At 36.4% G+C, this 21,131-nt stretch carries 21 protein-coding genes; 6 read left to right on the top strand and 15 right to left on the bottom strand.

Annotated elements, in window-relative coordinates; translation table 11 throughout:
• Nucleotides 1-8 precede the first annotated feature (8 nt).
• Together coxB and cyoE are read right to left on the bottom strand one after the other, a co-directional pair.
• Nucleotides 9-1,094 carry a cytochrome c oxidase subunit II gene (gene coxB, locus HF876_RS04905; protein WP_169358947.1) on the bottom strand — a complete coding sequence of 362 codons (1,086 nt, stop codon included), beginning with the start codon at nt 1,092-1,094 and terminating at the stop codon, nt 9-11.
• 97 nt (nt 1,095-1,191) lie between these two features.
• Nucleotides 1,192-2,115: a heme o synthase gene (gene cyoE / locus HF876_RS04900; protein ID WP_169358946.1), complete on the bottom strand. Its 924-nt coding sequence runs from the start codon at nt 2,113-2,115 to the stop codon at nt 1,192-1,194.
• Between the two features lie 325 nt (nt 2,116-2,440).
• On the opposite strand from cyoE, the gene HF876_RS04895 reads away from it, so the two are divergent.
• Complete coding sequence (locus tag HF876_RS04895) at nt 2,441-3,352, top strand: COX15/CtaA family protein (protein WP_205964009.1); 912 nt, start codon at nt 2,441-2,443, stop codon at nt 3,350-3,352.
• A gap of 311 nt (nt 3,353-3,663) precedes the next feature.
• Here the strand turns inward: HF876_RS04895 and pyc are convergent, their stop codons facing one another.
• The 3 genes from pyc to HF876_RS04880 all read right to left on the bottom strand — a co-directional run bounded on the left by pyc (nt 3,664) and on the right by HF876_RS04880 (nt 8,628).
• Nucleotides 3,664-7,101 (bottom strand): pyruvate carboxylase, encoded by a 3,438-nt coding sequence (gene pyc, locus HF876_RS04890; protein ID WP_169358945.1) that lies wholly within the window; start codon nt 7,099-7,101, stop codon nt 3,664-3,666.
• A 15-nt stretch (nt 7,102-7,116) separates the two neighbouring features.
• Entirely contained in the window at nt 7,117-8,283 is a 1,167-nt protein-coding gene (locus HF876_RS04885; protein WP_169358944.1) for an FtsW/RodA/SpoVE family cell cycle protein, read from the bottom strand.
• A 63-nt stretch (nt 8,284-8,346) separates the two neighbouring features.
• Nucleotides 8,347-8,628: an Fpa/YlaN family protein gene (locus HF876_RS04880; RefSeq protein ID WP_169358943.1), complete on the bottom strand. Its 282-nt coding sequence runs from the start codon at nt 8,626-8,628 to the stop codon at nt 8,347-8,349.
• Between the two features lie 178 nt (nt 8,629-8,806).
• Between HF876_RS04880 and HF876_RS04875 the strand changes: the two genes are divergently transcribed.
• Both HF876_RS04875 and HF876_RS04870 read left to right on the top strand, forming a co-directional pair.
• Nucleotides 8,807-9,304, top strand: coding sequence for a peptidyl-prolyl cis-trans isomerase (locus tag HF876_RS04875; protein ID WP_169358942.1), 498 nt, complete (start codon nt 8,807-8,809; stop codon nt 9,302-9,304).
• 11 nt (nt 9,305-9,315) lie between these two features.
• On the top strand, nt 9,316-9,519 hold the full coding sequence (locus HF876_RS04870; RefSeq protein WP_169358941.1) for a YlaI family protein: 204 nt from the start codon (nt 9,316-9,318) through the stop codon (nt 9,517-9,519).
• Between the two features lie 345 nt (nt 9,520-9,864).
• Here the strand turns inward: HF876_RS04870 and lepB are convergent, their stop codons facing one another.
• The 3 genes from lepB to typA all read right to left on the bottom strand — a co-directional run bounded on the left by lepB (nt 9,865) and on the right by typA (nt 13,119).
• Nucleotides 9,865-10,437 (bottom strand): signal peptidase I, encoded by a 573-nt coding sequence (lepB, locus tag HF876_RS04865; RefSeq protein WP_169358940.1) that lies wholly within the window; start codon nt 10,435-10,437, stop codon nt 9,865-9,867.
• A gap of 489 nt (nt 10,438-10,926) precedes the next feature.
• Nucleotides 10,927-11,250, bottom strand: a complete 324-nt coding sequence (locus tag HF876_RS04860) for a YlaH-like family protein (protein WP_481900278.1) — start codon at nt 11,248-11,250, stop codon at nt 10,927-10,929.
• Nucleotides 11,251-11,271: 21 nt separating this feature from the next.
• A complete protein-coding gene (typA, locus tag HF876_RS04855) occupies nt 11,272-13,119 on the bottom strand; it encodes a translational GTPase TypA (RefSeq protein ID WP_169358939.1) in 1,848 nt (615 codons plus the stop codon).
• Between the two features lie 103 nt (nt 13,120-13,222).
• On the opposite strand from typA, the gene HF876_RS04850 reads away from it, so the two are divergent.
• Nucleotides 13,223-13,411 (top strand): YlaF family protein, encoded by a 189-nt coding sequence (locus HF876_RS04850; RefSeq protein ID WP_169358938.1) that lies wholly within the window; start codon nt 13,223-13,225, stop codon nt 13,409-13,411.
• A 209-nt stretch (nt 13,412-13,620) separates the two neighbouring features.
• Here the strand turns inward: HF876_RS04850 and HF876_RS04845 are convergent, their stop codons facing one another.
• Together HF876_RS04845 and HF876_RS04840 are read right to left on the bottom strand one after the other, a co-directional pair.
• Nucleotides 13,621-14,412 carry an inositol monophosphatase family protein gene (locus HF876_RS04845; RefSeq protein ID WP_169358937.1) on the bottom strand — a complete coding sequence of 264 codons (792 nt, stop codon included), beginning with the start codon at nt 14,410-14,412 and terminating at the stop codon, nt 13,621-13,623.
• A 138-nt stretch (nt 14,413-14,550) separates the two neighbouring features.
• Nucleotides 14,551-14,748: a hypothetical protein gene (locus HF876_RS04840; protein WP_169358936.1), complete on the bottom strand. Its 198-nt coding sequence runs from the start codon at nt 14,746-14,748 to the stop codon at nt 14,551-14,553.
• A 152-nt stretch (nt 14,749-14,900) separates the two neighbouring features.
• Here HF876_RS04840 and HF876_RS04835 point away from each other — a divergent pair, with 152 nt between their 5' ends.
• The gene (locus HF876_RS04835; protein ID WP_169358935.1) at nt 14,901-15,530 is read left to right on the top strand and encodes a YktB family protein; all 630 of its coding nucleotides are present in this window, start codon (nt 14,901-14,903) and stop codon (nt 15,528-15,530) included.
• Nucleotides 15,531-15,565: 35 nt separating this feature from the next.
• Here the strand turns inward: HF876_RS04835 and HF876_RS04830 are convergent, their stop codons facing one another.
• Together HF876_RS04830 and HF876_RS04825 are read right to left on the bottom strand one after the other, a co-directional pair.
• On the bottom strand, nt 15,566-15,835 hold the full coding sequence (locus HF876_RS04830) for a UPF0223 family protein (protein ID WP_169358934.1): 270 nt from the start codon (nt 15,833-15,835) through the stop codon (nt 15,566-15,568).
• 11 nt (nt 15,836-15,846) lie between these two features.
• Nucleotides 15,847-16,806 carry an NAD(P)H-dependent flavin oxidoreductase gene (locus HF876_RS04825; RefSeq protein WP_169358933.1) on the bottom strand — a complete coding sequence of 320 codons (960 nt, stop codon included), beginning with the start codon at nt 16,804-16,806 and terminating at the stop codon, nt 15,847-15,849.
• A gap of 449 nt (nt 16,807-17,255) precedes the next feature.
• Here HF876_RS04825 and HF876_RS04820 point away from each other — a divergent pair, with 449 nt between their 5' ends.
• Nucleotides 17,256-18,725, top strand: a complete 1,470-nt coding sequence (locus tag HF876_RS04820; RefSeq protein WP_169358932.1) for an aminotransferase class I/II-fold pyridoxal phosphate-dependent enzyme — start codon at nt 17,256-17,258, stop codon at nt 18,723-18,725.
• A gap of 75 nt (nt 18,726-18,800) precedes the next feature.
• Here HF876_RS04820 and HF876_RS04815 read toward each other — a convergent pair whose 3' ends face one another.
• The 3 genes from HF876_RS04815 to HF876_RS04805 all read right to left on the bottom strand — a co-directional run bounded on the left by HF876_RS04815 (nt 18,801) and on the right by HF876_RS04805 (nt 21,097).
• Nucleotides 18,801-19,478 (bottom strand): LrgB family protein, encoded by a 678-nt coding sequence (locus tag HF876_RS04815; RefSeq protein ID WP_169358931.1) that lies wholly within the window; start codon nt 19,476-19,478, stop codon nt 18,801-18,803.
• Nucleotides 19,475-19,858 carry a CidA/LrgA family protein gene (locus tag HF876_RS04810; protein WP_169358930.1) on the bottom strand — a complete coding sequence of 128 codons (384 nt, stop codon included), beginning with the start codon at nt 19,856-19,858 and terminating at the stop codon, nt 19,475-19,477. The genes HF876_RS04815 and HF876_RS04810 overlap by 4 nt, the downstream gene beginning before the upstream one ends.
• Nucleotides 19,859-20,248: 390 nt before the next feature.
• Nucleotides 20,249-21,097 carry a polysaccharide deacetylase family protein gene (locus HF876_RS04805; RefSeq protein ID WP_169358929.1) on the bottom strand — a complete coding sequence of 283 codons (849 nt, stop codon included), beginning with the start codon at nt 21,095-21,097 and terminating at the stop codon, nt 20,249-20,251.
• Nucleotides 21,098-21,131 lie beyond the last annotated feature (34 nt).

The raw sequence follows: 21,131 nt of genomic DNA, 5'->3' as shown, positions 1-21,131 counted from the left end.
CTATGGAATTATTTTTCAATAGATAGTCCCATTAAGTATTCTGCAAGAGCATCTAATTGCTCGTCTGTAAATGGTTTACCGCCATTTAATTGTTCATCAGCAGGCATGATGTTACCTGGTTTATACTCTTGAGGATCACTGATCCATTTTTTTATATTTTCTTTATTGTGTTCCATGAAGCCTGCTACGCGGTTACGATCTCCAAATGTAGCTAAGCTTGGTCCCATTTGACCAGCCATACCTTCGCCACCAGTTGCGTGACATCCAATACAAGTAGCTGTTTGGAATAATTCTTCCCCTTGTTGAGCAAGATCCCCTTCTGCAGTATGTACAGTGGTTTTCATTGCTTCTGCCCACTCATTGAAATCTTCACGATTCATTGATTTTACTTTAAAGTCCATTAATGCATGGGATGGTCCACATAATTCAGCACATTTTCCGTAGAAAACTCCATCTTCTAATCCTGCAGATTCTTTATCGAATACAAGGTAGAATTTGTTTACGTTTTCAACGTTTGTATCTAATTTACCACCGATTGATGGAATCCAGAATGAGTGTTTTACATCAGCAGCCTTCAAATTGAAGAATACTTGCTCATCTGTAGGAACAACTAGTTCTTGTGCAGTTACTATTCCTAAGTCCGGATACTCAAATTCCCACCAGTATAACTTTGCAGTTACGTTTACTGTTAGGTTTGTTTTGTTTCCTTCTTCATCCACTTGATCCATAGCTGCAACATCTGCATGCTTATACGTGTAATAAACAGTTGGAATTGCAAGAATAACTAAAAGTATAATTGGAATAACTGTCCAAATAATTTCAAGTGTGTGACTTCCCTCAACCTGTTTAGGAATCACATCTTCTCCAACCTTTTTGCGACTATATCTCGTTAGAGCAATTACATAAATTATCACTACTACTATAATAACTAATGCCATAATAGCTGATGCTAGTAGTAATAGATTAAATTGATCTCTTCCGACTTCTCCCGCAGGTGATAGCGTTGATAAATATTCTTCGCCACAACCCGACAGAAAAATCGTAAGAGCTGCTAACAGTGAAAAAAGTCGCCATTTTTTAAGCCCTTTCATCATAGCTAAATCAAACCCCTCTTTCATTATTGTTTTCAAGTACATTTGGACTGTGGTTCTTTTATATGAATTCTTGTTGACTAAGAAAGAATCCCAAAAATTAAACAAACATAGAGAAGATAATCATTGATACAAATAGAATTGTCATGTAGTTCAATGAATAAACGAACATTTTAGTCGCCCATTTAATATCGTCTTCTACTTTAAATCCTTTAACAGCTAAAACTAGCCATCCAATGTTTAACGCTGTTGCAAGTACAACAAAAGCTGTTCCTAGTTCCATCAAAAATAGTGGAAGTGGGAATAGTAAAATCACCCACAGTAGCATAGAAACCTTTGTACGCTTGAAACCTTTGACTACAGGTAGCATTGGAATATTAGCTGCACGGTATTCTTCCACACGTTTCATAGCCAAAGCGTAGAAATGAGGTGGTTGCCAAGCAAACATAATGAAGAACAAGCCTAATGCTCCTAAACTTAAACCTGGCTCTACAGCCGCCCAGCCGATTACCGGTGGGATTGCACCAGAGATACTACCCACAATAGTATTACTGACATGCTTTCTTTTCGACCACATAGAGTACAAAACGACATAACTGATTATACCAGCTAATCCCCATATACCTGCGGAAGTAGATGCCATAAATAAGAAAGCCTCACCTACAACTAAAAACGTGAAAGAAGTAATGAGCACGGCTGTCGGGTTAAATCTACCTGTGACAGTTGGTCTACCCTTCTTACTCTTCATCACTGGGTCGATATCACGATCGATAAAATTGTTCATCGCAGCGGAACCTGCAATTATTAACGCGGAACCAAAAAGCGTGAAAAACAATAAATCTAGCTCGTGAAGAAAGTTTGTATTCGTAAACTGGAAAGCTAACCATAAACCTGTAAAAGTAGTAACTAAATTAGAATTGACAATTCCAATTTTAATCAATGAAAGGAAGTCTTTCAAAAAAGAAGAAGTTACCGGATCTCTGTCGGTTTTGGTCGTAGCGGTTATAGTATGACCATTTGACATGCTGCACCCTCCTTTCAAAGTTGTAAGCATATTCCGCTACCTTATACTATAGCGAAAACTATAACATATTTCTACACTGAAAAGAATTTTCGCATAATAGTACCTAGTAATTTATGTTTCTAAACTGAACATATCAATAGTAAATCATTTGCCCCCCTCATGTGTGAATACTAATTAACGATTTTATGAACAATTTGTGAATAGAGTTTGTCTTATTTAAGTGTTTCGTTGTTTTACATTGTATTTTTGCTCAGGTTTCGATATTATCTAGTAGCAGATACCGCTTTTATTAAGCGAGCAATATATACATAAAGTAGGTGACGTATTGCATATAAACAAATATTTAAAATGGCTAGCTGTAGCTTCAACAATTGGTATGCTCCTAATTCTTTTAGGTGGAGCACTTGTTACAAAGACTGACAGCGGCATGGGTTGTGGTAGACATTGGCCTGGCTGTAATGGACAGCTTATACCAGATGTAATTACCGCTGAAGTTTTAATTGAGTTTTCACATCGCCTAGTTACAGGGGCAGTTGGAATATTAATTGTAGCATTATCCGTATGGGCTTGGCGCGCATTGGGTCATGTTCGTGAGACTAAGTTCTTATCCTTTATGGCTTTCTTTTTCCTTGTGTTGCAAGCATTAATCGGAGCCGCTCAAGTTAAATGGGGACAGGGCGACTTTATCCTCGCACTTCATTTTGGAATTTCCCTAATTTCCTTTGCAGCAGTATTACTTTTGACACTTCTAATTTTCGAGGTAGACAGAAAATTTGATACTGATAAGATTAAAATCGGTAAGACACTGAGATTTCATACCATTGGCGTGGCCTTATATTCCTACATTGTTATATACACGGGGGCATTAGTTCGTCATACCGAGTCAAGTTTAATCTGTAATGACTGGCCACTATGTAACAATGATAGCTTTGCCTTACCAACCAATATGTATGAATGGGTTCAAATGGGGCACAGAGCAGCTGCCGGCCTAATCTTTATCTGGATTTTAATCATTGCTATTCATGTCATCAAGAACTATAAGGATCAACGTGCAATCTACTGGGGCTGGATTATTTCCCTCATACTTGTGTCCTGCCAGGTAGTTACAGGTATGGTTGTAGTATTAACTAAATTAAACCTTTATATCGCCTTACTTCATTCTTTATTTATTTCTCTTTTATTTGGTTTGTTATGTTATCTCATATTATTGTTATCGAGAAGTAAAACAAGCAACTAAATACAGAAGTAAAATAGACTTAGCAGTAAGATTCTTCTTTTCTTTTAAAAAAACGTAAGCAGACTAGTATCCTTCTAGCATGCTTACGTTTTTTTTCATTGGTCAACTCAATAAAGACATATATGGACTAAAGAATCCAATAGCTTACCAGCTTGCTTAATATCCTATAGAAGATTCGCTCGCATCTGGTAATCAACTTTATCTCCTTTTTAAAAGAAAAGACTGTAGGCAAAATCCATAAATCACGGTGTTTGCCTACAGTCTTAGATATCATATATTTTAACTCTGATACCTTTAAGCTATTTTACTTATTATTTTTCCATTTCAATTAATAAATCACCGGTTGCAATTGCTTCGCCTGCTCCTACATGGATAGCTTTTACAATGCCATCAAATGGAGCTTGGACGGTCGTCTCCATTTTCATTGCTTCTGTAATAATTAGATGCTGACCACGTCTTACTTCATCACCCGTGGCAACCTCTACTTTCAATACAGTTCCTGGCATAGTAGCACCAATGTGGCTTTCATTAGACGGTTCAGCTTTAAGCTTAGAAAAACTACTAACTTCCATGTTCATATCCTGGATAGTTATTTCCCGTGGCTGGCCGTTTAGCTCGAAATAGATAATTCTATTTCCTTCTTTGTCTGGTTTACTAATTGAAACTAGTTTAATGATCAAGGTTTTACCAACCTCTATTTCTACCTCAATCTCCTCACCCAGTCTCATTCCATACAAGAAAGTAGGCGTATCAAGAACCGAGACGTCACCGAAGTTTTTCTCAGTTGCACAGTACTCATCAAACACTTTTGGATATAAAGTATAAGCTAATATTTCCTGACTATTTACCGGACGCTCTAATTTGTTGAATAGAAGCTCTTTAACCGCATTAAAGTCTACTGGCTCTAATAGTTCACCTGGTCTCACTGTAATAGGTTCACGATCCTTTAAAACCACTTTTTGAAGCTCTTCAGGGAAACCACCATGAGGTTGTCCGATATATCCTTCAAAAAATTCGATAACAGAGTCTGGAAAGTCAATTTTCTTCCCTCTCGTAACAACGGATAGCTCATCTAGGTTATTTTGAACCATAAATAAAGCCATGTCTCCAACAATTTTAGACGAAGGGGTAACCTTTACGATGTCTCCAAATAAAAGATTCACTCGTGAATACATCGATTTTACTTCTTCCCATCTATCCCCTAGTCCTACAGCCTTCGCTTGCTGCTGAAGATTGCTATACTGACCTCCAGGCATCTCATGGACATATATTTCAGAATGCGGGCTAATCATGCCACTTTCAAAGTCTTGATAATATTTACGAACATCTTCCCAGTAGCTAGAAAGTTTTTCAAATGCTTCGACATTACCAATAACATTGCGACCAGATCCCTGCATGGCATAGCTTAAGCTACTAGCACTAGGTTGTGATGTTAATCCAGCCATAGTTCCCAATGCTGTATCAACAATATCTACTCCAGCATCAATTGCTTTAGCATAAGTATAAATACCATTTCCACTTGTATCATGTGTATGTAGATGGATTGGAATATCTACGCTTTCTTTTAATTCTGACACTAAACGATAGGCTGCTTCCGGTTTTAACAATCCTGCCATATCCTTAATCGCTAAAATATGAGCCCCTAAAGCCTCTAACTCTTTTGCCATGTCTTTATAGTATTGAACGGTATATTTGTCTCTAGAGTCATTTAAAATGTCTCCAGTGTAACAAATAGCTGCCTCTGCAATCTTACCGGATTGACGCGTAGCATCAATCGCTACTTCCATTCCTTTTATCCAGTTAAGGCTATCAAATATTCGGAATACGTCTACTCCTGCTTCAGCAGATTTTGCTATAAATTCACGAATCACATTATCAGGATAGTTTTTATAGCCTACTGCATTTGCTCCTCGGAATAGCATTTGAAATAAAGTGTTTGGGATCATTTCACGCATTTTGATCAAGCGGTCCCAAGGATTTTCCTTCAAGAAGCGATAAGCTACATCAAACGTTGCTCCTCCCCACATTTCATATGAGAAAAGATTATGCATACCATGTGCAGATTCTTTGGCAATATTAAACATATCGAAAGAGCGCACTCGAGTTGCAAGTAAAGACTGGTGGGCATCTCGGAATGTCGTATCTGTCAATAGAACATCCTTCTGCTCCTTTACCCACTGAATCAGACCATCAACGCCTCGCTGATCTAAAATATCTTTTGTCCCTGCTGGTGGGTTAGAGGATAAATCGAAAGTTGGCTTTCTAACCGAGCCGAACTCTGGTTTTATCTTTTTCTCTATACCTGGAAACCCATTAACCGTTACATTACCAATGTAATTTAATAGTTTAGTCCCTCTATCCTTTCTTTTAGGAAACAGGAATAATTCAGGTGTAGAATCTATAAAACTTGTATTAAATTTCCCTGACAGGAACGAAGGGTGTTTAACTACATTTTCTAGGAATGGTATGTTTGTTTTAATACCACGGATCCTGAATTCTTGTAAATTCCGATCCATTTTAGCTGCTGCTTCTTTAAATGACATTCCCCATGTGGAAACTTTTACTAGCAAAGAATCATAATATGGAGAAATAATAGCACCTTGGAAGCCATTACCTGCATCTAGACGGACCCCAAATCCTCCTCCTGAACGATAAACGGCTAATTTACCTGTATCTGGCATGAAATTATTCAAAGGATCCTCAGTAGTTACACGCGATTGAATTGCAAAACCAAATAACGGAATGTCAGCTTGGTCAGGTATACCCATTTCAGGAGCATTTAAAGGGATCCCATCTGCTATTTTTATTTGAGCATGAACAATATCTATTCCCGTGATCATTTCTGTAATCGTATGTTCTACCTGGATGCGTGGGTTTACTTCGATAAAATAATATTCATCATCCGTCACTAAAAATTCTACAGTTCCTGCATTTATATAACCTACATTATTCATCAACTTTACAGCTGCCTGACATATTTCATCTCTTAACTTAGGACTTAATGAATTGGAAGGAGCAATCTCTACAACCTTTTGATGCCTACGTTGAATAGAACAATCTCGCTCGTATAGATGGATTAGGTTTCCTTCTTTATCTCCTAAAATTTGAACCTCAATATGCTTTGGCTCATATACACACTTTTCTACGTAAACCTCATCAGAGCCAAAAGCCGCTTTTGCTTCTGATTTTGCTCTATCGTAAGCGCTCTCAAGATCTTCCTCAGTTTGTACTACTCTCATTCCACGACCACCACCACCAAGAGAAGCTTTAATCATTAGAGGGTAGCCATGCTTTTTACCAAAATCACGAATGGATTCCATGTCTTCTAGTGGTCCATCACTTCCCGGTATAACAGGAATTCCAGCTTTTACAGCTTGTTCTCGTGCCTTTACCTTATCTCCAAACATATCTAAATGCTTAGATGTTGGACCAATAAAAATAATGCCTTCTTCTTCACATCTTTTTGCGAACTCTACGTTTTCTGATAGAAAACCGTAGCCTGGATGTATAGCATCGGCCTTACTTTCTTTTGCAATGCGAATAATATCTTCAATGTCTAGATAAGCATCGATCGGTTTTTTATCTTTACCCACCAAGTAAGACTCATCTGATTTAAAGCGGTGGAAGGAACCGCTATCTTCTTTTGAATAAATAGCTACGGTACGCAAATTTAACTCGGTACAAGCACGAAATATACGAATAGCAATCTCGCCTCTATTTGCTACTACTATTTTTTTAATATTATTCATCCCATTGCACACTCCTTATGATTTAGTCTTTTCAAGTTTAACAAACATTGACACATTCATCAGTATACCAATGGCAGCAGATAAGATAATGATGGAGGTCCCCCCGTAACTTATAAAAGGAAGTGGTACACCAGTAAGCGGGATTATTCCAAGCATACCGCCAAGGTTGACAAATGTTTGAAACCCTATGATGCTTGCGATTCCAGCAGCTATCATTCTAGCCTGAGGATCTCTAGTTTTTATACTAATCATTATCGCCTTAAACACTAGGAAGAACAAACCGCATAACACAATCAGAACACCTACCAAGCCTAACTCCTCAGCAATAATGGCCATGATAAAATCTGTATGTGGCTCTGGTAAATATCCATACTTTTGGTTAGAATTTCCCAAGCCCAGCCCTGTCAGCCCGCCTGATCCAATAGCAATATATCCATTTACTATTTGGTAGCCGAAGCCCTGTTCATAATCAAAAGGATTGAAAAAAGCTTCAAGTCTACCTAACCTGCGTTCTGTAAGAAGAGAGTCCTTTAAGAAATATATAAAAGTTAAGGCAATAACTATTAGTATACTGATTAATCCTATCAATTTGGAGTATGATTTGAATTTAATGCCACTTGCGGCAATAACTGAAATGGCTACAAAACTTATAATCATTGTATTACCCACATCAGTTTCAAGCATAATGAGAACAAACACAAAAGTTAAAACTAACAAAGGAGGACCTACAGACTCATTTAGCTTGTCTAGCGTGCCATTTTGATATTTTTTCGTAAAGATACTAGCAAAGTATAAGACTATTACAATTTTAGCAATTTCTGATGGCTGTACATTACCAAAACCTAAACTCAGCCAACTTTGGGATCCACTTTCTCCACCTACTCCAATAAAATGAACGAGAATGAGTAGGATAAACATTACTCCAAGCATCAACTGCATCATAAATCGACTCTTATAATGTTTGTACGGAAACAACGCAGCTAAAAAAAACACAGGCAAAGATAATAACAAATTAAGCTTTTGCTTATTGAAGAAATAATCTGGGGTCCATCCATACCTTTCAACGGACCAAACCATGCTCGCACTATATATCATTACTAGACCGAATAAACAAAGAGCGATGTAAACAAAAAATACAGGATAGTCAAAGTTTTTAATAAAACGTTTTATATAAGCATTCATATGAAAGACCTCAATTTCTTTATAGAAAAAAACTCAAACAGTCTGCTTGTTTGAGTTTTAACATTATTTTTCTGTGTGAATCTCGTGTAAAACAGACAACTCTTTTTCAAGTGAAGCAATAATCTCTTTACCTTCACTTTTTTCTAAAAGTCCAAGTTTTACCGCGAAATCTATTTCACGAGATAATCCAAACATTTGCGTGTCTAAAACCTCTTCATAAAGAGGGCATTGAGGCATTGTTAAGTTATCCATTTGCACTTTTATCAATTGGGCAATTTTTTCAGCATCTTTTTTTAAGAGCACTAAAGCTTTATCTTGATAGGAAAGTTCTATATTAGTATCCATGAGGACGCCCCCATTATTATTATTTCTTGTTCTTTACCTCCCTAAAGTGTATCTTTTGATTGGAAAAATTGCAAGTGTTCTCTCGCTTAGGTTTAATCGAAAAGGAAATATTCTTTTTAAATTTCACCTTTTATCTGTATACTAATATAGATTAGACAGTTAAGAGGAGGCAATTTGCATGGAATTTATAATACCTATTACAGGAGCAGTTAAATTTAATATAACGTTGGATCCCACTGTGTGGATTTTTGACGATCGAAGAATTGACCTAGATGAGTTTTTTGAAGGAAAATACGAGTATAAAGATTTAGACGAGGAATACACAAAGGTCACTTCAGCTCATTGGTCTCGTGAGATTATAGAGGGATCTACAAATCCCCCTACATTAAAATCAGAAAAGAAGTATGAAAAGACTAAAATGCTTTCTAACACTTATGGCATTGAGCTAAAACCATTTATCCAAAATGCTGAACCATTAAAAGAGGCAAAGCACTTAATAATTGAAACAAGCGAAGGAAATCATACTATCTCCTTAGATGAAATGGATGATATTCTAGTTAAATTTAGTCACAAGGGCAAGCCACTTCGTGAAGATGGTCCCGTCCATATTATAAAAAAAGATGGAACTAACCTGAATGATCCGATTAGATACGTAACTGCATTTCGATTAGAGTAGGAGTGTTGTATATGAAAGTGCAATGTGTGATATGCGATCGAATTGATGAAATTTCTTCTGATTTACCACTAGCAAAAAAACTAAGAAATCGACCTATTCATACTTATATGTGCGAAGAATGTCATGATCGAATCGAGTATAAAACGAAGGAACGCCTAGCTACTGGTAAGTATATCTCCTACAAAAGTTCTCGATTAATTGAAAATGAGTTTTAATTAATCAAGACTAGGACCATACTTATCTTCCAAATCAAAAAGACCTAAAATTTTTACTTACAGAAAATTTCTAGGTCTTTTTTTCTGCTTTTACTTATAAGAGAATAAAAACGAAGCTAGTACATAATTAGTTTCATTTTACGCAAAAAGAGAATTGCTTTGTGGAATTCTCTTTTTGCGTTTTATTTTGAAAGTGGCTATGTTAAAGGTAAAGGTTGATTTTAAATACACATAAAAATGAGCTAGGATATTTCCTCCTGGCTCATTTTACTTTGATACTGAGTTTTTACTAAAGCACTCGTTAGCTTAATAAATATTTCCTCATTTCACTTACAAACCACTTTATCATTTTATTATCTTTAAATTATCTAGGGGTAAAAATACTATTTTTGCGGTACCTAATATTTTTTCCTCTGAAACAAATCCAACACGAGGGTCCCTGCTATCTGTGCTATCACGGCGATTATCTCCTAGTACAAAAAAAGTACCATCTGGTACAGTTGTTTCACCTAATTTTTCCTCTAATGTAAAGTCTCCAGTAAGTGTATCATTGTCTAACAAAGCTTTTTTATATTCCTCTAAGTAGGGTTCTTCGTACCTCTCACCGTTAATAAAAAGTTCATCGTTTTCATAAGCAATGCGGTCACCAGGAATACCAATAATACGTTTGATGTAGTTAGTATCTTCTTTGGCTTCAAATACAATTACATCAAATCTTTGATAATCAATCAATTCTGGTCCGATTTTGTTCACTACTACTTTGTCACCATTTTCAAACGTTGGCATCATAGAGGCACCGTCAACCACAATAGGTTCAAATAGGAAAAATCGAATACCAAATGCAAATAAAAGTGCAATTCCTATTGTCTTTATCCATTCAAATAATTCATTTTTTTCTTTTGTTTTTCTCAACGTCATAACCCCTTTCTCTTTATAAACACTTACATTTAATAATACCTACTACTTAAACTAAACTACCTCATTAGTTTAAGTATAACATTTCACAAACTAAATCGCTTCACGAAAAAACAACCCTAGCCTTTAACAGAGCCTTGAAAATATATAATGAGATGCCATCCTCGTACTGCATATTTTCTAAAATTTGTGACCATGGATGCGAGCCCAAGAGCTTCGTCTAACTTCGTCTTTCCTAGAACGCCTAACTGGGGTAGCCATTGTTCTCCGTTACTGTGAACGCTTTCCTGTGGCCTATAGTCTCTTTCTAGTAGTCGCAACCTTCACTCCGAACAACTAATATTACTTCTATAAGCAGATAATCTCTACATGGTTTCGGAAGAAGATATAAAAAGAAAGCAGACCGAATTTTACTCATCGTAAAATTTGATCTGCTTTTAATTTTGAGGTGGATTATGTCTCAGCCTCGTTTATAGATTTAAAGTAGTCTACCTAAGTAGTCGAACCTCTTTTTTCTAGATTTAATCGTATTTTATATATGATTAATATCAATGCAGCAACTAACAATGCTTCCACTACCGGAAGGAAAAATGCTAAGAAGGTCAACATTAAGCAACCTAACAAAAGGAAAATATAGATAACTACATTTTGCTTAAACACTAACTTCTTTGCAAATCCAAGCTTGTACACTAGCACCGACAATAAAAATATGACGATAAATAAAACATAGCCTGATACAGTAAAGTTGGGCATTGTTTCATATATAAACCTAGCGATAGAAGACATTCTACCCATTACTAGATCTTGTTCCTCCAAGGCTTGTCACCCTTTCAGTTCCTATTCCTGATCTGCACTTTTCTTTTTCTTCGTTACGCGTTCACGTTCGCTCTTCTCAAGAATTTTTTTACGTAAGCGAATAGACTCTGGTGTTACTTCCAGGTATTCATCATCGCCAAGGAATTCTAATGCTTCTTCTAAAGTTAAGATACGTGGGCGTTTAATAACATTTGTTTGGTCTTTATTTGCTGAACGAATGTTTGTTTTTTGTTTCATTTTAGTTATATTTACTGTGATATCAGCATCACGAGTATTTTCACCAACAATCATACCTTCATAAATTTCAGTACCTGGCTCTACGAATAGAGTTCCACGGTCTTCAATTTGCATCATACCATAAGTTGTTGCTTTTCCTGTTTCCATAGAAACAAGTACACCTTGGTGACGTCCGCCAACGCGACCTGCCACTACTGGTTGGTAGCTGTCAAATGTATGGTTAATGATTCCGAACCCTTTAGTCAAGGACATGAATTCAGTTGAATATCCGATTAATCCACGGGCAGGAACCATGAAAATCAAACGTACTTGGCCATTCCCACTATTAATCATATCTACCATTTCGCCTTTACGTGTACCCATAGACTCAATGATTGAACCTACACAGTCTTCTGGTACATCAATTTGAACGCGTTCAACCGGCTCACATTTTTTGCCATCAATTTCACGAATAATAACTTCAGGTTTAGATACTTGAAGCTCAAAACCTTCACGACGCATGTTCTCTATTAATATAGATAAGTGGAGTTCTCCACGACCAGAAACAACCCAAGCATCAGGTGAATCTGTATCTTCTACTCGTAAAGAAACATCTGTTTGTAATTGTGAACGAAGACGTTCTTCAATTTTACGAGATGTAACCCATTTACCTTCACGACCAGCAAACGGTGAGTTATTTGTTAAGAATGTCATTTGTAGCGTTGGCTCATCGATACGTAATGGAATTAAAGCGTCAGGATGGTCTGTAGGACAAACTGTTTCCCCTACGTTAATTTCTTCCATACCAGAAACCGCTATTAAATCTCCAGCTTTTGCAGATTCAATCTCTACACGTTTTAAACCGAAGAAACCAAACAATTTAGAAACACGGTAATTTTTAACTTTGCCATCTAATTTCATTAATGAAACTTGTTGACCTACTTCAATTGTACCGCGGAATACGCGACCAATACCGATACGGCCTACATAGTCATTATAGTCAAGTAATGCAACCTGGAACTGTAATGGCTCATCTGAATTATCAATTGGCGCTGGAATAGATTCAATGATTTTCTCAAATAAACACTTCATATCTTCTTCTTGGTTAGCTGGGTCAGCGTCTAAAGAAGCAGTCCCATTAACACCTGAAGCATATACTACTGGGAAGTCTAATTGATCGTCATCTGCACCTAACTCTATGAAAAGTTCTAATACTTCATCTACTACTTCTAGTGGACGAGCAGAATCTTTATCTACTTTGTTAACTACAACTATTGGTATTAATTTTTGTTCTAATGCTTTCTTCAATACAAAACGTGTTTGAGGCATACAACCTTCATATGCATCTACAACTAGTAAAACACCATCTACCATTTTTAAGATACGCTCTACTTCTCCACCAAAATCAGCATGGCCAGGTGTATCCAAAATATTGATGCGTGTGTCTTCATAATTTACAGCTGTGTTTTTTGCTAATATAGTAATTCCACGCTCGCGCTCTATATCGTTTGAGTCCATTGCTCTTTCGTCAACGTGTTCATTAGAACGGAACGTTCCTGATTGTTTTAATAATTGATCGACTAAAGTCGTTTTTCCATGGTCAACGTGTGCTATAATAGCTATGTTTCTTAAATCTTGACGTAATTTTGTCATATTTCCACTCCATATTCTTTTTTCATGTCCATAACTGTGCTATTATAACACAAGTAGAACTAAAGTTATAATATTTTTAATTATTTTCTTGGGGGTAATTGTTTTGAGTAACATTAAATGGGTTTTTGTATTGTTTTCTCTAGGCGCAATGTTGTCTATGGGTTTAATAGGAGTTGCTATTGCATTACGTAATATTCCGTTAGCATTATTGTTTTTAGCAATGTTATTTGTAGTAATGGGATTTGGCTTTAAAACGAAAAAGAAAATGCGTGAACAAGGGTTATTAGAATAGGAAAATCTAAATAAGCCCGAGTTTTTTATAATTATAGCTGGGTAGTTTATCAATTCTTTCTACTTCAGTAGAGGCTGGTCCTGACTAACGTCACTGACCAGTCTCTTTTTTTAAAGCCTTAATTCTTATCAACGATTACTTGTATGGTTTTCGACAATATAATTTTATATGATTCTATTATATTTTTTAAATATATGAAACGAACTCATTTATTTTAAAATAATATATTTTGATAATAGTTGTTCATGAAGATTAGGCTTAGAGACTATAAATGAATTTTGTTTTAACAGATTTATAGGCTCGTTAGATAAGTTAGTAACAACTGCTCCCACTTCGTTTGCTATTACCATTCCTCCAGCGATATCCCATGGTGAAAGTCTCATGGACAAATATGCATCTAATCTTCCAGTGGCTACATAGGCAATCTCAATTGCAGCAGACCCAAAGGATCTAGTTCCTCTAGACGTTTGCACGAGCTCTATCATTCCATCGTGATGCACCATTCGATTTGGTACAACCCAACTAGCATTCACCCCTATAATAGATTTCTCTACTGTCGTACTCTCAAGCCGAGGGATCCTCACGTCGTTTAGGTATGCCCCTTGTCCCGAAGCAGCACTTAGTAAATCATCATCCATAACATTATAAATATAACCAAGAATTCCTTCGCCGTCCTTGTAAATACCTAACGATATAGCAAAGTTTTTCTTGAAGTGAATAAAGTTAGTAGTCCCATCAATTGGATCTAGCATCCAAACGTAGCCATCCAAATTTTCTATCTTATCTCCAAACCCTTCCTCTCCAAATATACGATGGTTTGGAAAATCTTTTTTAATATGTCTAATAAAAAACTTTTCTGTTTCCTTATCAATATTAGTAACTAAGTCATTCGCTTCCGACTTAGATTCGATAATTAACTCCTCCGAGAATGAGCTTCTTATTTGAGTCGCAGCTTGTTTAATCAATGATTTTGCATACTTATCAAGCATATGTAAGTCCATGTTACCACCCCTTCTATGTTCCTGTTAACTGACCGTCATACATGCTTTGCATATACTTAGTCTTAGTATAAAGAAAAAAACACCGGCTGTCTTTCAAGATTAGCTGGTGTTTTTCATGGTGCTATTAGTGACGACAACTTAAGTAAACGCATTTAGTTCATCCAGTGACTGATGAAGCTCTGTTAATCGCATCTTCGCTTCGCTAATTACTTCTTGGTCTCCATCTTGCATTGCATCGTATAAAGTAGCTAATTGATAATCCATTTCCAATTTCAATGTTTGAATTTTTTCCTTTTCCATATCATATTTACGAATTATATGCACAACCTGTTTCATAGTTAACACCTCTCCATAATCATTTTATCTTAATATTCAGAACTTTATACTTACATTATGCTACAAATCGATTTGTGTTAATAAATACTGCTTACAAGATTTTTACCCAAAAATCCGCTAAAATAAACATAGAAATTGAAAGGAGTTAATATATGAGTAAAACTTTTTGGCAAGAAAAAGATTTTGAAGTGTTTCAAATTGAAGGATTAGAAAATAGAATGACTGCTCTTATAGAGAATGTTCGACCTAAGTTTGAAGAACTTGGTAAACAATATAGCCTTTATTTTTCTGGTGTTCTTGGAGATGAGTTTTTTAGCCATGTAGCTAAGCACGCTCGTCGATCAGTTAACCCTCCAAAGGATAGTTGGGTAGCTTTTGCTCCTTACAAACGTGGTTACAAGGCTTTGCCTCATTTTCAAATTGGCTTATGGGGTACGCATTTATTTATCATAGTAGCAGTTATTTATGAAGCACCCGATAAAGTTGCAATTGCAGAGCGTTTGCTGCAACAAATGAGTCTATTTAAAAAGCTTCCAGATGATTTTATCGTTTCTGGGGACCATATGAAGCCAGAGGCCTCTTCCTTGAGGGAAGTTAATCAAGAGGGAGTAGAAGAGCTTCTAACGCGTCTGAGAGACGTTAAAAAGGGTGAATTTTTAGTTGGGCGTCATATACCTAAAGAAGAAGCTGTTAAATTAACAGAAACAGAATTATTCGACTTAGTAGAAAATACGTTTGAACAGCTTCTACCCATTTACAAAACTATGACCAATATAAAATAAGACAAGCTTTCCCTCCTTTTTAAGGAGGGATTACTTTATCCCTTTATAATTGCTTCGTTAGTTTGTTCTTTCATTTTTTTTATGATTGGGAAGCTTGCATATCCACTTTCTTTTTCAAACTCCCGAAAATATGTCTTTTCTTCCGCTATAGACGGAACTATTTCTTTAAAGCGACGATATTTATTCATCAGTTCTTCTCGCTTTATGCCTTTTTCATAAGCATTTTCAATTGCTTCAAAAAACTGTACTACGTCTACTATTTCTTTTGTAGACCAATCTAACGAAAAAGGGTATGTGTATTCCATTTTCAACTCTCCTATAATTTCCATTTTTTTCGTATATCTAGTGCCTCAGCTGCCATTCTGTCGATGAGCTCTTTCGTTGTAGGAATGTCATGAATCATACCTATTACTTGCCCTGCCCAAGCAAAGCCTTGGTCTTCGAAACCGTTATAAATAAATTGCTTGTTGGCTTCTCCACTAATATGATGCTTCAAATGCTCATATGTAGGGTTTTCCTTTTCCATAGTCAAAATAGTTTCGGTCCAACTATTACGGATAGCCCTTGCTGGCGACCCTAGCTCTTTTTTAATAACAACTGTATCTGTTTCCTCTTTTGATAATATGGCATTTTTATATGCTTCCGATGCATGGATACATTCCTTTGTTGCGATAAAACGAGTCCCCATTTCTATCCCTTCTGCTCCTAGAGCATGAGCAGCCATCCAGCCTCGCCCATCTCCAATGCCACCAGAAGCAATGACAGGTAATGAAACAGCATCTACAACTTGAGGGATAAGTACCATAGTTCCAATATCATCTCTCCCTAAGTGACCGCCACCCTCTTGCCCTACAACCATCACAGCGTCGGCCCCTAGCTGTTCTGCTTTTAAAGCCTGTCGCTTAGATGCGACTAAAACAAGCTTTTTGATATTCGTCTTATCTAGGGCATCTAAAATTGGCGCAGGATTGCCTCCAGTCATTGAAACTACTGGAACGTTTTCTTCGATAGCGACTTCAAGCATATGTTCATAAGGTCTACCTGTTTGCCCAATAGCAAAGTTTACGCCAAAAGGTTTATTTGTATGTTCTCTCACTTTATCAATCTCTTGGCGAAGCTCCTCCGGTGTTGAGAGACTCATAGCAGTTATCTGTCCTAAGCCACCCGCTTCTGAAACCGCAATGCATAGATCCGAATACGCAAGATATGCTAGTCCACCTTGTACTATAGGATATTTTGTTCCTAATAGATCTGTAACCCTTGTTTGAAATGACAAACTAATCCCCTCCCTTTATAGTAGTGTAAAGAAAATTTAATTAGGATTCAATCTATCTATTAAAGGATAGAATTTTAAATGAGCCGTTTTAAATCCTTAAAGTAGGTTATGTATGTATTAGAAGACTCTAACAAGACAAGTCCGTAGGAAAAACATACAAGTTTGCATAAGGTTATCGTTTACTGCTTAAATGCTTGTTAACTGTTCTTCATTATAAAATGATTTTAAAAACAAATGACTTTTAAAATACTTGTAGAAGCAAACCTCTCGATTTCTTTTCTATTTGTCCAGCAAAATTAATGCATCTTAATAATTTTGAATTATTTTTATAGTAATAAATTTCCTTAAATGCTATAATTCTTTTGTTTTTAACATTGCATCAACGTCTCTATTAATAATTACTAGAATCGTTTACATGCACAAAAATTTAATTAGAGGTGGTATAAGCGTTGTCACAATTAGAAACTCCTATCTTCGATGCTTTATTGAAGCATCGAAATCGTCATCCAATTCAGTTCCACATTCCTGGTCATAAGAAAGGGAAAGGGATGGACCCTGCATTTCGAGAGTTTGTTGGAGATAATGTACTTTCAATTGATTTAATCAATATAGCTCCATTAGATGACCTACATTCTCCAAAAGGAGCCATCAAAAAAGCTCAACATCTAGCTGCAGAAGCTTTTGGAGCAGATGAAACCTTTTTCTCTGTTCAAGGTACGAGTGGAGCTATTATGACAATGATCCTTACTATTTGTGGACCTGGGGATAAGATCCTTGTTCCACGAAATGTTCATAAATCTATTATGTCTGCCATTGTATTTGCAGGTGCTATACCCGTATTTATACATCCCGAGGTAGATAAAGAACTTGGTGTTTCGCATGGTATTTCTGTGGAATCCGTAGAAAAAGCAATAGAAGCACATCCAGATGCAAAAGGTTTACTTGTTATCAACCCAACTTATTTTGGTTTAGCAGCCGATTTAAAGAGAATTGTAGATATTTCTCATGCGCACGGTATACCTGTAGTAGTGGATGAAGCTCATGGTGTACATATCCACTTTCATAATGACCTTCCTATTTCGGCAATGTCTGCCGGTGCTGATATGGCCGCAACATCTGTACACAAACTTGGAGGATCTATGACTCAAAGCTCCGTCCTGAATGTAAGAGAAGGACTAGTTTCTGCAAAAAGGGTACAATCAATCCTTTCCATGCTTACAACGACTTCTACATCCTATCCTCTTTTAGCTTCTCTAGATACCGCTAGAAGACAGTTAGCTATACATGGAGAGGATTTAATAGGCGAAGCAATCGAAATTGCTGAGGAAACTCGTAAACGTATAAATGAAATTGAACATATCCATTGTGTAGGAAGAGAAATATTACAATCCTCCGCTACTTACGATATGGATCCAACTAAGCTACTAATTAGCGTTAAAAATTTAGGAATCACTGGATTTGAAGCTGAAATTTGGCTTAGAGAAAAAGCGAATATTGAAGTAGAGCTTTCTGATTTATATAATATCCTTTGCCTGATTACGCTAGGAGATACAAAAAAAGAAGTAGACATGCTTGTTAATGCATTATCGAGAATGGTAGTGGCATATGAATCTGCAGCAACAATAGTAGAATCAGCTGTAACCTTACCAGACATCCCTGGTTTAGCTATGTCACCTCGAGATGCATTTTACGCAGAAACTGAATCTATTCCACTATTAGAAGCCAGTGGCCGTATTTCTGCTGAATTCGTAATGGTCTACCCTCCTGGTATTCCTATTTTTATTCCCGGGGAAATAATTACTCAAGGAAATATTGACTATATCTTGATGAACCTAGAGGCAGGCTTACCAGTACAGGGACCAGAAGACGACACATTAGAAATGATTCATGTTATTAAAGAGCATCAGGCTATCATTTAGTATATTAAACTTTCAGCTCCAATCAAAAACAGACTTTTGACGGCTAACGTCGTCAAAGTCTGTTTTTTAATAGAATCAAAAAATTAAAAAGGCAAACACTGGACATATAAAGGCCCCTAAAATAGCACTAAGAGTCATTGCCACTGACCCCATCGTCATCGTCTCTTCCCCATACTCGGATAGCTTAGATAAGCCGATGCCATGCGATGCACTACCTATAGATATCCCCCTGCTGATTGCGGTATCTATGTGAAATAGTTTAAAGAGAAACGGTCCAGCTAATGCTCCTATTAAACCAGCTAAAATTACAAAAACTGCTGTCAAAGTTGGAATACCCCCAATTGATTCGCTAATAGGCATCGCAATTGGAGAAGTAATTGACTTTGGTAATAAGGATTTTTGAAGAAACTCCTCAAAAGACATAAGTTTAGCTATTATAACAATACTAATTAGTCCAGAAAGCATTGCTACAGTAACACCTAATATAATCGTCACCTTGTTTTTTATAATTTTTTCTCGCTGTATATATAAAGGGTAAGCCATCCCTACTACCGCTGGTCCGAGCATTGCATCAATCCACTTGGCACCTGACATATATGTATCGTAAGAAACTCCTGAAAAACTTAACACTACTACAAGGATAATCGTAGTAGTTAAAATAGGTAATAGTAAAGGATAGGTGAACCTTCTATAGAGAAAAGTCATCCCTATAAAAATAATGATTGTACCAATTACCATCGCTAGAGAAATCATTTCAAATCCTCCCCTACTATTTTACTTTCAAAGTATTGACATACCTTTCCTGCTACTACAATTGTAAACATTGTACTAATTATTAAAGCGATTATTATAAAAACCCCTTTTAACGAGGCTAACTGAGGGTAATCCATTATCCCTGCGGTCGCCGGCACAAAGAATAAGGCAAGAAATGCAAGTAAAAAACCAGCCCCATCTTTTATAAGATTGGCTGGAAGTATTTTTAGCAGGAGGCACGCTAATAGTATTAATAATCCAGCAATACTTCCAGGAAAGGAAAACGGTAATAATTCCACTACAAAAGATCCTAGAGTAGAGAATAAATAAAGAATAATTACTTGAAAAATGATTCGACCTACTTTTTTTATTTTGTTCATTATGTACTTTAAAAGTTTATTCTTTTAAAGTTTCACCTCCATAAACGCTGATAATAGAAATAATTTTACGCCTTCTCTTTTAGTATGTCCATGAGTAGAAAATCAGTTTACTTGTTTGGAATGAATCGGATGATTTGCCTTCCAGGTGGACGCTTTCCGCCAGCATGGCCTCAGCCTCCTCGTCGCTACGCTCCTGCGGGGTCTTCACCTCATGCTATTCCGGCTGGAGTCGCCACCTTCCACTCCAATCAACTAGTATTTTCATATGAGAAACTTAATGTAGCGTCTAAAAACTAGATTAGAGGAATTTACCTCAATATCATTCCAAATAACAAAATACCTCAAAAGATTTATATCTCGAGGTATTTTGTCAGAACTAGATTCGAAAAATTATTCTATCGTTTTAATAGTTTTTGGATCAATCAATTCATACCCTTTTGCTCGTAAGCCTTCTACAATTTTCGAAAGAGCTGCTGCGGTCCATTCTCGATCATGCATTAGCAAATTTGCTCCGTCTACTAGATACTCCGTATTAACCATAATATCTGCTAAACTATTAGCCTCCATATATTGTTTCTCCCAATCGTATCCATATGTCCAATTCATCAAGACCATTCCTTCTTGATGAACCAAGGACTTACTAAAATCAGTATTTACACCAAAAGGAGCTCGGAAAAATTTAGGCTTCTCACCGATCACTGCTTCTATCGTCTCGTTTACTTTAATTATTTCTTCTTGTTGCTGTTCTTCACTGCTATTTTTTAAATTCGCGTGTGTTTGAGTGTGATTTCCAATAGAAAAGCCTAAATCATATATCTCTTTTAAATTAGCTTGTTCTTCCTCTGAATCTATGAAATGACCATTCACAAAAAAGATAGCTGGAGCATCAAGTTCTTTTAATGTTTTCGCCATTTCGACAGCATATTTATCTGGAGCATCGTCAATCGTTAAAAGCACAGCCTTAGGATTCGCATCAGCAATTGGTTTTATTGTCCAATTTGCCTCATTAATTTCATACTTTATTTCTGAAACTGGTTCTTCCTCAATAACTTCCTCTACAGGCTTTATTTCTTCCACTTTTTCAGTTTCTTCCGGCTTTGTTTCTACCGTTTCTTTATTAACTTCATTTTTTTCTCCAAGCTCTTTTTGAACTTCCGTTGTTTCTGCATTACATCCTACTAATAAAAAAGTTAGTGCTGCGGGTAATAACCAAGTTGTAAGTTTCAATATAATCACCATATCCCTTCTATTTCCATTCTAACAGTCAAAAAGA

Source organism: Psychrobacillus sp. BL-248-WT-3 (assembly GCF_012843435.1).
Taxonomy (GTDB): Bacteria; Bacillota; Bacilli; order Bacillales_A; family Planococcaceae; genus Psychrobacillus.
Note: the sequence above shows the minus strand (reverse complement) of the source record. Positions and strands in the feature narration are given on the sequence as shown.